The sequence below is a fragment of the Alkalilimnicola ehrlichii genome (assembly GCF_003399765.1).
Classification (GTDB): domain Bacteria; phylum Pseudomonadota; class Gammaproteobacteria; order Nitrococcales; family AK92; genus AK92.
In genome coordinates, this window is sequence record NZ_NFZV01000053.1 from 1 (window position 1) to 10,302 (window position 10,302).

Annotated in this window: 15 protein-coding genes; 2 read left to right on the plus strand and 13 right to left on the minus strand. The window is 57.5% G+C overall.

The genetic code is table 11. The features are described 5' to 3' along the window. Nucleotides 1-201 precede the first annotated feature (201 nt). The 9 genes from CAI21_RS22230 to CAI21_RS22265 form a co-directional block, all read right to left on the minus strand. Nucleotides 202-621, minus strand: a complete 420-nt coding sequence (locus CAI21_RS22230) for a type II toxin-antitoxin system HicB family antitoxin (RefSeq protein WP_116304311.1) — start codon at nucleotides 619-621, stop codon at nucleotides 202-204. A gap of 91 nt (nucleotides 622-712) precedes the next feature. Further along, entirely contained in the window at nucleotides 713-895 is a 183-nt protein-coding gene (locus CAI21_RS22235) for a type II toxin-antitoxin system HicA family toxin (protein ID WP_116304312.1), read from the minus strand. Between the two features lie 143 nt (nucleotides 896-1,038). After that, complete coding sequence (locus CAI21_RS23455; RefSeq protein WP_181919595.1) at nucleotides 1,039-1,179, minus strand: hypothetical protein; 141 nt, start codon at nucleotides 1,177-1,179, stop codon at nucleotides 1,039-1,041. 53 nt (nucleotides 1,180-1,232) lie between these two features. After that, on the minus strand, nucleotides 1,233-1,709 hold the full coding sequence (locus CAI21_RS22240; RefSeq protein WP_116304313.1) for a hypothetical protein: 477 nt from the start codon (nucleotides 1,707-1,709) through the stop codon (nucleotides 1,233-1,235). Then, complete coding sequence (locus CAI21_RS22245; protein ID WP_147305220.1) at nucleotides 1,709-2,335, minus strand: hypothetical protein; 627 nt, start codon at nucleotides 2,333-2,335, stop codon at nucleotides 1,709-1,711. Before CAI21_RS22245 ends, CAI21_RS22240 begins: the two co-directional genes overlap by 1 nt. A 20-nt stretch (nucleotides 2,336-2,355) precedes the next feature. Beyond that, entirely contained in the window at nucleotides 2,356-3,483 is a 1,128-nt protein-coding gene (locus CAI21_RS22250; protein ID WP_116304315.1) for a fibronectin type III domain-containing protein, read from the minus strand. A gap of 13 nt (nucleotides 3,484-3,496) precedes the next feature. Beyond that, the gene (locus CAI21_RS22255) at nucleotides 3,497-3,958 is read right to left on the minus strand and encodes a hypothetical protein (RefSeq protein WP_116304316.1); all 462 of its coding nucleotides are present in this window, start codon (nucleotides 3,956-3,958) and stop codon (nucleotides 3,497-3,499) included. Nucleotides 3,959-4,078: 120 nt separating this feature from the next. Beyond that, nucleotides 4,079-4,543: a tail fiber assembly protein gene (locus CAI21_RS24385; protein ID WP_220349053.1), complete on the minus strand. Its 465-nt coding sequence runs from the start codon at nucleotides 4,541-4,543 to the stop codon at nucleotides 4,079-4,081. A gap of 2 nt (nucleotides 4,544-4,545) precedes the next feature. Beyond that, nucleotides 4,546-5,973, minus strand: coding sequence for a tail fiber protein (locus CAI21_RS22265; RefSeq protein ID WP_220349056.1), 1,428 nt, complete (start codon nucleotides 5,971-5,973; stop codon nucleotides 4,546-4,548). A gap of 91 nt (nucleotides 5,974-6,064) precedes the next feature. On the opposite strand from CAI21_RS22265, the gene CAI21_RS22270 reads away from it, so the two are divergent. Further along, nucleotides 6,065-6,367 carry a type II toxin-antitoxin system HigB family toxin gene (locus CAI21_RS22270; RefSeq protein ID WP_116304317.1) on the plus strand — a complete coding sequence of 101 codons (303 nt, stop codon included), beginning with the start codon at nucleotides 6,065-6,067 and terminating at the stop codon, nucleotides 6,365-6,367. A gap of 14 nt (nucleotides 6,368-6,381) precedes the next feature. Then, on the plus strand, nucleotides 6,382-6,756 hold the full coding sequence (locus CAI21_RS22275; RefSeq protein WP_116304318.1) for a helix-turn-helix domain-containing protein: 375 nt from the start codon (nucleotides 6,382-6,384) through the stop codon (nucleotides 6,754-6,756). Nucleotides 6,757-6,798: 42 nt separating this feature from the next. Here the strand turns inward: CAI21_RS22275 and CAI21_RS22280 are convergent, their stop codons facing one another. From CAI21_RS22280 to CAI21_RS22295, 4 genes are all read right to left on the minus strand, one after another. Next, on the minus strand, nucleotides 6,799-7,371 hold the full coding sequence (locus CAI21_RS22280) for a hypothetical protein (RefSeq protein WP_116304319.1): 573 nt from the start codon (nucleotides 7,369-7,371) through the stop codon (nucleotides 6,799-6,801). A 293-nt stretch (nucleotides 7,372-7,664) separates the two neighbouring features. After that, entirely contained in the window at nucleotides 7,665-8,270 is a 606-nt protein-coding gene (locus CAI21_RS22285) for a hypothetical protein (RefSeq protein WP_116304320.1), read from the minus strand. Continuing rightward, the gene (locus CAI21_RS22290) at nucleotides 8,263-8,493 is read right to left on the minus strand and encodes a hypothetical protein (RefSeq protein WP_116304321.1); all 231 of its coding nucleotides are present in this window, start codon (nucleotides 8,491-8,493) and stop codon (nucleotides 8,263-8,265) included. The genes CAI21_RS22285 and CAI21_RS22290 overlap by 8 nt, the downstream gene beginning before the upstream one ends. Continuing rightward, nucleotides 8,490-10,259 carry a hypothetical protein gene (locus CAI21_RS22295; RefSeq protein ID WP_147305221.1) on the minus strand — a complete coding sequence of 590 codons (1,770 nt, stop codon included), beginning with the start codon at nucleotides 10,257-10,259 and terminating at the stop codon, nucleotides 8,490-8,492. The genes CAI21_RS22290 and CAI21_RS22295 overlap by 4 nt, the downstream gene beginning before the upstream one ends. Nucleotides 10,260-10,302 lie beyond the last annotated feature (43 nt).

The following is a 10,302-nucleotide window of genomic DNA, read 5'->3' on the forward strand; positions in this document are numbered from 1 at the left end:
ATTTGGTCGGGGTGAGAGGATTTGAACCTCCGACCACCTGCACCCCATGAATACGCACAATTCGGCGTAAGCATCTGATGCAAAAGTAAAAACGTCTATATTCCGGCCCGAATTTTAGGCGCATTCTACTACAATAAGAATCAATATGATACAAAGCAGTTTTTGGAATGATGTCGGGCTAGCGATAGCCCTCTCAACCCGTCACTGCGCCGATCTCTCCCTTCTAAGCTCTTTCATGGCGGCATCAGCGAGAAATCCTGACCGGGACTTATAAGCGGGATCTCTGGCTACTTGGTCATCGATACGCTTAATAAGGAGTTCGGGCAACGTGACATTGATCTTCTGGCTCTTACCCATGTAAGGGGTAACGTCCACATCGACGACTGCCCAAACCCAATCCCTATATGCTGGATTTCCCATGTGCACCGAAACATCCGATGCTTTCGGAATCTCCTCACCATGCTCCGCTAAGTTCTCAATATGCCCTTCGATTGCTTCGCGTGCGTTCAGGATCGCCTCGTCAAACGTATCCCCGGCAGAAAAGCATCCAGGGAGGTCAGGCACTACGACACCATACGCCGTCTCTCCGTCGCCCACTTCAACCGCGATTGGATACCACATGCTCTATCTCTCTCTTCTAACGCTCAAGCTGAGCCGCGAATTGCGACATGCTGTCTTCAGCGTATCGGGGTCTGGCGTCAAGCTGCCGGCCTCAAATGAGGCCGGCTTGCTTCCTGATTGCCTGGATAAGCCCTTTTCCTAGATCCTTCTTTGGGTGCGGCACTGTCACTGTGCCGGGCTTGTCCGGGTGGCGGTAGTGGTGGTGGCTTCCCTTGATGCGGTCTAGCTGCCATCCCGCCGCCTTTAACTCGTTAATCAGTTCGCTGCTTTTCACCCTTCCCCCTTATCTCTAATGTTGAACCTATGATAACCCCTATAACTCCCATAGTCAACAACAAAGATAACCCTTATAACTCTTTAAGGGGTTTTGCAGAGGCTGAGCAAGAATGTATCCAGCCAGCGGCGGGCGGCGTTGGGTTAGCGCCAGCCGAGGGCGCCGTAGCTCCGCACCGGCTCGGACTCCCACCGGCCGTCGATCTGCGTTTTGTTGTGCGCGTATCGCCAATCGCCTTTGCTCGGCATACGGGCCTGCGGCACCTGCCAGCGCTTAAACGACATGACGTTTAAGTCCTGCCCGCGCTCCTCAACATCTACAGATCCATGTCGCACAGTCATAATGTAGTGATGATTGCCGTGTCGGGTTTCCTCGGCAAAAACCAGTTGCCGATAGTACCGGCGCGACCGCCTACCCAGCCTTGTCCGTACTCGATCAAGCCGTGCCGCTCGCTGCCCTCGACGATCCACCCCGGCTCACTACCGCCGACCTCGATCTTGTCATCAGTGCCGGGGTCGTCCTCGACGAACACTAGCGGCTTTGTGATCGAGCGGACGTGGATATTGCCGCCGTGGCAAAACTTGACGTTGTCCCGCGTCTGCAAAAAGCGGAAGCACTCGTTGCGCAGCCGCTCTTGCAGCAAGTTGTCCTGCGGTACGAATCGCATATCAAACGCGCTAAACATGGGGCTGTGCGCCATAAACATACAAATAGCTGCGTCCTGATCGTGATAGTCGCGGATCATCTCACCGATGGCGCTCGGGTAGTCGCTGTAGCAGTCGCCGCCGAGGATCTGCATGTAGTCGCCGATCATCAGCGCCGCGTGATTTGTATTGACCGGCTCGATGTGGCGAATGTTGGGGAAAAATCGACGTACAGCGTCCCGGTCGCATCACCGAGCATCGTGCCGTCGTTCATCGTGTTGCCGACTTCGTGGTTGCCGGGGATCTGCAAGATCTGCGGCATAAACTCGATGTGCAGTTGCGAAAAGTAATCTCGGAACGCCGTCGCCCAAATGCCGGTGTTGTGATTGTTGCGCTCGTAGTCGAGCTCCCCGATCATGTCGCCGGCAACGAACACCGCGTCGACTTGCTCGGCAGCCATCGGCGCAAACGTCGCCGGCTCCGTCATTTGCCGCTTGACCGTGTGTGTGTCGTAGACGACCAGCGATTTAAACTCGCCGTCGCCGAGACGGGACTTTAGCGTCTTGATCGGCGGAAACTCAATAGTCTCGCCGGCATCAAGAGACACCGGATAGAGCGTGTCGGGCTCCAGCCCTTCGATGATCGCGTGATAGAGATAGATGCCGCCGTTTTCCGTCGCGTTGCCGTCTGCAGCAAACTCGCGGCCATCACAGTGCAGGGTTTGCGCAGAGCCGTCGGCCCCGCTCCGCTCGTCGATCCAAGCAACCATGATTTCGGTCGTCGGATCGTTGAGCATTAGCGCGTAAGGCGTCACTGTCATAGCGCACCACCCCTGAATTCATCAATCTGCACCGCTGCGGTATCAGGGTCGGCGTAAATCCGCATGCCCGGCGCGCCGTCGCTATACTGCGTGTCCGACTCGGTCGCAACGAGATTGCCGTCGATGTACGCGCGCAACTCGGAGCCTTGCACCTCGATCCGTGCAGTAACCGGCAGCGATAGACTTACGGTGCCGCTATCAAGCGTCGTGCTGTTGCCGGACACACGGCGCAACAGTTGCCAAGACCCGTCGTTTTTGACATCCAAACCGTACCAGTTGCTGCCGCTCGACTGGACTCGCACGAGCGGAAAAACAGACGAGTTGCCAGTCGTGTGGTTGACGATGTCGATCTCAGCGTACTGATTCGGCGACACCGATCCGGTCATGCGAGCCGATCTGGACGAGTACGGAGAGCTGGCGCGGGCGGTCCCGCTCTCGACCATGATTGCCCCCTCGTGATCCTCCCAATCCGGCGACTCAGCGAGCAATTCGTCAGGCCGGTCAAAGTCATCAACAAACGTCTCGATGTCGCCGACAGCTTCCGGCGTGGCGCTGGCGTGAGTGCTCGGAGACGATTCGCCTTCACTGTTAAACGCCGTCACCCAATAGTAATACTGCGTGCCGTTTTCGACGCTCTCATCGCTGTAGCTGTTGGCGTTAGCGCTGAGATCGCTGCCGAGCTGGGTCGCGCCGCTGAAGCTGTTTTCGGTGTTGCGGTAGAGCCGCTGTCCGGTCGGCGCTTCGCCACCGCTCGACGTTGATCGGGTCCAGCTCAACGAGACGACGGCGTCGGCCCCCACTGCGCTCAGCCCGGTGGGCGCCGCCGGTATGCCGGGCTCGGTGATCTCGGCAATCTGATACCACTGGTCGTATGGGTGCTCCGGGGAAATCGGCGGCTCACCCCACGTATACCAGTGCACGACTAGCGCTTCCGGCCGCTCCGGCACTGGCTGGCCTTCTTGCTGCACGACCGCGACAACGGCGTTCGTGATGTCGGTCGGCACGTTAGCAAGCGCGGTTTGCAGCGCCTCGATTTCGGCCTTAGCGGCGGCAAAGTTGTTGCGCACTTCCTCGGTCGATGCTTCGCCGGTTTCCGGGTGATTGGGGTTTATGCTAGAGGTCATTAAGCTATCTCCTTTAGATCCAAACCGTGTTTCCGTTGTCCCAAGTCGTCGCGCCTGCATCCCAGACTGTTGAGCCGCCCGGGTCCGCCGGATCGGGCTCGTCGGGCTCGCTCGGCTGACCGCTCTCCAGCGCGTCGATGCGGCTTTGCATGTCCGCCATTTGCGACATCAGCGTGTCGACAAGCGACGGCGGCACTTTCGCTGCTTCGGCAATTTCAAACAGCGATGCCGGGTCGCCGTCAGCGACTGCTAGTCGCCGGTACAGGACTTTGCTCCGCCCGTCGGGGTAGACCAGCGTCACGCTGTAAATGCCGGGGCGTACTTGCGCGTCGTACTCGCCGTTAATCACGGGCATCGACAGCGTCGCACCCTCAGGCACACCGTCGGGCGTTGACACAAGCGCTCGCAATGTCAGCGTCGCGCTCTCGATGCTTGACTCACCGGGGCCCGGCAGCGGGCCTTTTACTCGTCGCATTCCATCCTCCGGGCAAAAAATACCCGCGCGCGGCGGGTGTGCTATATTTACGGGGCTCTGTTCCCCCGCAGAGCTAGTCTTCTGTTCCAAGGAGTGGAGCCCCTGCGGCGCGGGGGCTTTTTATGCGTGCTCGGTAACCACGGCAGGTTTATTCGGCCACTCGACTGCAGCCGGCTCAGCAAAGTCTTGGGGTACGTCGCGGAGGGCCTGCCGGTACGCCTTTACGGCGTCTCGGTCGGCATCACTAAGCGGCGAGTCCGGCAGAATCATCCAATCCGTTTCCAACATCAGTTGATCGCGCTCTTGACGGATGCGCTCCCATGAGTTGAGCCAAGCTTCTTCGGCAGCCATTCGCTCATCATCCAACCGCTGCTGTTCGGCTTGCCACGCAGAAACGCACTGCCCGACTAAATCGTCGGGGTCTTCGCTTTTGTGCTGCCATACATCGCGCAAGTAGATGTCAGGCTTGCCGTAAACGCAGTGGACAGACCACACCTCGGCGGGCAGAAAGCTTAGATCGACTTCCAGCGCCGCGCCGTCTACAACAACGACGTTGTCATCCCGGATTGCAGTTAGCTCATACATATTTAGTACCAAATGATAAAGTTGGTTGCTTCGTAGGGCTGACGTACGTCCACATCTGAATCCTGTACACCCCCGGTTAAGCCGTGCAAGTGGGGGGAGCCAGTCCCTCTCAACCCTGTCACGGCTCGCCAATATGTGCCGCCGCTAGTTGATCCGGTGGCTCGCTGACTAGATGATGAATTGCCACTATGCCCGAACTCGGCGTATGCGTTGTACACGCCGTCGCTTGTATTCGATGGTAGCGATACACCGCTATGATGGTCGTGGCCCGGCAATTGCCCGACGCTCAGCGGATGCCCACTGACACTTAAGTTATCCGGATGGCTGTGATTTTGCTGGTCCCTCCCGCCTTTTTCACCGACCTCATACTGATCTCCCGCGCCCACTGCTACACGGTTGCGCCGGTCGGGCACGTTGAACGTCGTCTCGCCGTCGCCATCACCGAACTTAGTGCCGATGATCCCGTACAGCCGGGCGTATTCGGTTCGGCTGACCGTGCTGCCGTCGCACCAGAGCGCTCCAAAAGGGAGTTCATCCCCTACCCACTCACTTACTGTTCCTGGGATGCCGATGGTTAGGGCCAGTGTCGAGTTGGTGGGAATATCGTTTGGCCCATTGCCTACGTTATGTCTTGCAGCGCTCCCGATATTTTGTGATTCCAGAACCGTGCCGCCGCTGCTCTCGGTGTCCTTCGTTGCAGCGTCGCCGGTTGCCATGTAGTAGGTCTGAACGACCTCCGTACGGCCATCGTCATTGCGATAGATCGTGATCTTGCCCGGATCAGGATCATTGGCAACGCTGAAAATGTCGCCGTCGCTCGTGCCCGCGATGCCCGCAGCCGCATCAGCAAAGTAGCCTCCAAAAACTGCAATCTGGTCGCGGTATTCTTCGGCTTGATCGGCGGCTTCCTCGGCGCGTACCGCTTGCTCTCGCACGTCGGCACCACTGGACAGCCCACCCATGTACTCGGCGTTGCCGCCGTCATTACGGTACAGCTCAAGGATGTCGTCACCGCCCGTCGCTACCCAAAAGTAGTCGCCGTCGCCGGTCGCGGCCAATCCCTCGTCCGTGCTCTCGTAGACGGTGTCGGCGGTGATCGGCAACAAGTCGGCTACGTCGTAGCCCTGGGCGTTGCCAAGCAGCAGATCCGGCAACTGGAACGTGTCACCGTTTTTCACGACGCGCACCCGATACCGGCCGCCACGAGCTTTGAAACCGATACGGTCGAGCGGATTGCCGGTCGTACTGCCGTTGTCTATCAGGCCATCAGCGTCAGTGCGCAGGGGCTGGCCAACCGTGTTTCCTGCGCCGTCGTAAAGCTGGGCAAGCGTCGTCGAGTCGCCGACGTAAACGTAAACATCCGCACTCTCAACGGCAGCGCCTTTGCTGTCGCGGAGCACGTTCACATAGCGTGCGTAGTTTCTAGACATAAATTCTCCGGGCACAAAAAAACTGGCGCTAGGCCGGTAATAAAAGGGCAGACTCTTTACATGGTCCCGGTTTGGGACTATAATTCTTCACATGAGAATCATTGCCCTATCCACCCTCAAACAGTTCTGGGAAGAAAGCCCCAGCTACGCCGATGTGAAGCAACCAGCGCTGGCCTGGTATCAGCATGCAAAGAAGGCGGATTGGGCATCGCCAGCCGATGTTAAGGCTGACTTCCGAAACGCCAGCATCCTCAAGGATGGACGCGTTGTATTTAACTTGGCCGGCAACAAGTACCGGCTGATCGTGTGGATCAACTACCCCTACCGTGTGGCGTATGTCCGCTTTATCGGCACCCACAAACAGTACGACCAGATAGACGCCCAAACGATCTGAGCGGAGGCAACGTCATGGACATTAGACCAATTCGCACCGACGCCGATTACAGGGCGACGCTGGCCGAGATAGAGGCGCTGATGATGGCGCAACCCGACACGCCCGAAGGCGACCGACTCGATGTACTGGTGACGCTCGTAGAGGCCTACGAACGCGATCATTTCCCGCTTGACCTGCCCGACCCTATCGAGGCTGTTAAATTCGCGATGGAGCAGCGCGGGCTAGAGCCGAAGGACTTAGAGCCGATGATCGGGCGCAGAAACCGCGTTTACGAAGTGCTTAACCGTAAGCGGCCCCTAACGCTGAATATGGTTAGGAGCCTGCATCAAGGCCTAGGCATCCCTGCCGAAAGCTTAATTAAGGTGCCCGATAGCAGCCATATGGCGTAGCGCCCACAAAAAGCCCCGTCGGTGTGCCTTCGGGGCTTGGGTTTAGAAGCGGTGCATGTAGCCTATGAGAACGGTATGGCGATCAATATCAACCTTGTCTCGATGACGGTCGCCATAAACTGGCTGCCCTTCAGGCCCATCCGACACATCAACAGACCTAACCACCTCCTGCCGATCCTCAACGATACCCCTTACGAATACACCTCTCCAACTTACCTGGATGTTCGCGGCGTTACCGCTGATTGATACAGACTCCCTCTCTCTCCCTTCAGGGGTTTTAATCCCCGCGCCCGATTCAAGAAGCCCGTAGCCGACTGAAACACGGAAATCACCGCGCTCCACCCCCGCATTGATCGAGGCAATGTATCCAGCGCCAGGACGGATCATAAGCTCTGGCATTAGGAACCACGACCGGCCCGCCTGGTATCCCACAGAGACAGCCATATGAGGCCTGTCAGGAGACGAGTACAAGGCGCAGTCGCCGCTGCAATCGTCATCGATGTGGCCTGCAACACCGAAAGAAGCGACAATTCCCGCATGAGATGGGGCGACAAAGGAGGCTAAAAGCAAGGTCGCTATAGACGCAACACGCCCCGCGAGCTTTCTATAGAACATTATTTTTCTCTCATCGTTTATAAACCGATTACTCCCTGATTATATTGTCGGCAGGATCTCTGTTTACTCAAGATCTGATCTTGCCACTCTCTGATCACAGAACCGCCACCTCTCTCATCGAAACGCCCTGCCAAGGCGGCAGCCTGCTCGTCTTTCCCGAGGTTTTCGAAACCACCCAAGGACGCGAGGTTCGCTTTGTAGCCATGTGGCCAGTGCAATCGCCTCACGTCCTCGTTACTGAGGCCAGCGCCCTCAACTATGCGCGCGTAATAGCAGACGCGAGCGCCTGACGATCAATCATCTCGGTTGTCGAAGTCCAAATACAATCGATGAGGCCATGCAAATGCCATCTGGCTCGTCGTTATTCTAAAGTCAGAAATGATCGTTGCATTACTTGCCGTCCTGTTAACAGAGACGGTCAATGTGTCACCTCTGTTGATCGCTACATCCACTGTTCGGGCGTGGCCACTCGCCGAACTTGTTGACCATATCTGTCGCTGCTGGCCGTTAACTCGGATGACAACAATGCTATCGCCAGCAATTCCGGTTCGCGCTTGGTGCAGCCTCACTCGGCAAGACCCACCCTGCAAGCAAAGGTATTCGATAAAAGCTTTTTCACTGCCAGTGCTGGTTTCTACGATAGATTCTCCCAACAACCCTCCCACAAGAAAGTCATCCCCGGCCGACACAGTTGCGAGTTTGCCGGGGGTTATGGTGTCGTCCGCGATCTTGTCGTTTGTTAAGGATTTGTCTTGATACGCCGGAGTATCAATCCTCGGAGCCCCCTCCGCCCCCTGCGCAATGGCGATGGGGTTGTTGGCAAAACGAAAGCCAAGGCTTGATGTTAGCGGCGCACCGGGGAGCGTTTCGCTCTCGTTGATCGGTACGTAATCAACCATGCTTCACCTCATGAACCGGGAGTTGACGCGGATACGTGCACAGGATGCGGTGCCGCTCATCCCACGGCAGGCGCTCGTCGCTGCTGGCGACGCCTACGGCTTTTAGGTGCTGGCAGCTCTCGCAGGTGCTAATCGGGACGTGCATCGTGCGCTTGTAGCCCTCGATATTGGTGTCTCGGGGTACCGGGCACTGCACTACGACGTTATTTGGTAACTCGCTCATATGAACTGATAAGCCTCTGTTCCATCTGGGAAGCCATCACCGGACGGTGCAAACCACGCGCCGAAGTTGCGCTGTGACGGGTCAGCACTGCCATAGTCCGGGTAATCGTCGGGAGTAAAAAAGGCATACCGCCCCACAAACTCAAACGACTGGAAGACGAATTTAACGCGGTGCCCTGGCTCGACTTCTTCGGCGCTGATGACCTGCCAGCGGTTAGCCTCTGGCCTGCCTGTCTCGTCCTCATCTATCCGAGTCAGGAGGTCGGCGACATCCCCCGTCCATAGCCCTCGGTCCTTCGCATCCGTTTTAAGGCTTATGCGGCGCGGGGTGTCCCGGTATCTCGCCAATAGGCGATTGGATATTGCTAACACCTCGCCTTCATTGCCGCCTGTCATCCAAGGGGTAAATATCCGCTTGATGCGTGTGTCGCCGTATTGTTCCGGCGATTGGGCCGCAAGGTCAGGCGTAACGCGAAGGCGTCGATAGTTAGCAGCGTCGTCGACACTGCCGGTTGGGTCGATCTGGCCGTAGTAGATCCAAACCTGGGTGATCCGCTCGTCGGGCCTGTCGGTCGCTTCCGTGGACTCTTTAACGATGTCTCTGCCGTCTGAAAGGAGTGGCACAGCGCCGGCTCCGGGCGGCCTGTTGGCGCGCAGCCTAATCTTTTGCGCTAATTCATCCCACCATATGTACGGGCCAAGCTCCGATAGCTCCCCGATCAGGCTGGTGACGCCCGTCGGCTCTGTGATATCGCGGGTTAGCTGGAAGGAGTTAAGCCAGGTCTCTGCTTCCTCTTGCCACTCGTCGTCAGGGATAAATTCGGGCGAAATTCCCGCATAATCGATAAGCAGTGTCTTGATGACTTCATCAATACGGGCAAGATGGAAAGTCAGAACTGGCTGGAATGTGTCGCCCTCATCATGTGATGCAACCTCAGTTCTGACGCCTCGCGCCGTTAGCGTGATAGCATCGCCGGAGCGCGAATACTCCACCATTTCCGAACCAATGACCGCCCGCCCAGCAACAGGGTATTCGGCACCAACGCCTTCCGGCAGGAGATTGAAAGAAGTAGCTTGCTCGTCAATCTCCCGGTCTAACGCCCCGCTCCCTGGTCTAGGTGCAACGGCTCTCTCGTTGTCCGCGAGATCAAGGACGTCTTTCGCTTCAAAGGTAACTTCGCCTGACGAGTTGGGGCCGACAAACTTCGTGATAACGTAATGCCGGGTGCGCATCTCCTCGATGAGCTGGCCTTCATAGCCTTCCCGAACTCTCATCGCTCGACCCTGATAGTAAGGGTTGCGCTTGCGGTATTTGCCGAAGAACGTGCCGCGCTTAGCCGGGTTGTACCCCGGCTCGTCAATCTGGGCTTCGCCGGTTACGCGCTCGCGGGCGTACTTATCGGTATAACGGTCATGGTAGGAGAAGTCCTTGAGCTTCACGGTCACCGTCGCGCGCCGGCCGAGCGGGCCACGCGACTTATCGGAGCCGCCAACGTTAAGGCTTGTTGGGTTCGTGGAAACACTAACCAGCGCGGGGAAGACCGTCATGCCTTTCGGCAGACCCGATTGAGGCTTGGCAAACCGAAGCGTCAGCGTTCCCCGCTCATAGCTCGACACGCTCTGGCAGCTGCGAAAACGGTTGTAACACTTTCTAACGCCCGTTACGCCTAGCTCTGCCGAACAAGGCGCCTCGCCATAGATCAACGGGCAAAAGTCTTCGTCGATCTCTACGATCTGTAAGGGGCGACGCCCGAAGCGGTCACTCACTGGTGCGTTCATGATCTGCGTACGCTCGCACACTTATGGAAAA

Excerpts from the sequence above, each read along its gene's own strand:
- CAI21_RS22230 (WP_116304311.1), bottom strand. The coding sequence starts at position 621 with ATGTGGTATCCAATCGCGGTTGAAGTGGGCGACGGAGAGACGGCGTAT.
- CAI21_RS23455 (WP_181919595.1), bottom strand. The coding sequence starts at position 1,179 with ATGTCGTTTAAGCGCTGGCAGGTGCCGCAGGCCCGTATGCCGAGCAAA.
- CAI21_RS22240 (WP_116304313.1), bottom strand. The coding sequence starts at position 1,709 with ATGATCGGCGACTACATGCAGATCCTCGGCGGCGACTGCTACAGCGAC.
- CAI21_RS22245 (WP_147305220.1), bottom strand. The coding sequence starts at position 2,335 with ATGCTCAACGATCCGACGACCGAAATCATGGTTGCTTGGATCGACGAG.
- CAI21_RS22250 (WP_116304315.1), bottom strand. The coding sequence starts at position 3,483 with ATGACCTCTAGCATAAACCCCAATCACCCGGAAACCGGCGAAGCATCG.
- CAI21_RS22255 (WP_116304316.1), bottom strand. The coding sequence starts at position 3,958 with ATGCGACGAGTAAAAGGCCCGCTGCCGGGCCCCGGTGAGTCAAGCATC.
- CAI21_RS24385 (WP_220349053.1), bottom strand. The coding sequence starts at position 4,543 with ATGTATGAGCTAACTGCAATCCGGGATGACAACGTCGTTGTTGTAGAC.
- CAI21_RS22265 (WP_220349056.1), bottom strand. The coding sequence starts at position 5,973 with ATGTCTAGAAACTACGCACGCTATGTGAACGTGCTCCGCGACAGCAAA.
- CAI21_RS22270 (WP_116304317.1), top strand. The coding sequence starts at position 6,065 with ATGAGAATCATTGCCCTATCCACCCTCAAACAGTTCTGGGAAGAAAGC.
- CAI21_RS22275 (WP_116304318.1), top strand. The coding sequence starts at position 6,382 with ATGGACATTAGACCAATTCGCACCGACGCCGATTACAGGGCGACGCTG.
- CAI21_RS22280 (WP_116304319.1), bottom strand. The coding sequence starts at position 7,371 with ATGTTCTATAGAAAGCTCGCGGGGCGTGTTGCGTCTATAGCGACCTTG.
- CAI21_RS22285 (WP_116304320.1), bottom strand. The coding sequence starts at position 8,270 with ATGGTTGATTACGTACCGATCAACGAGAGCGAAACGCTCCCCGGTGCG.
- CAI21_RS22290 (WP_116304321.1), bottom strand. The coding sequence starts at position 8,493 with ATGAGCGAGTTACCAAATAACGTCGTAGTGCAGTGCCCGGTACCCCGA.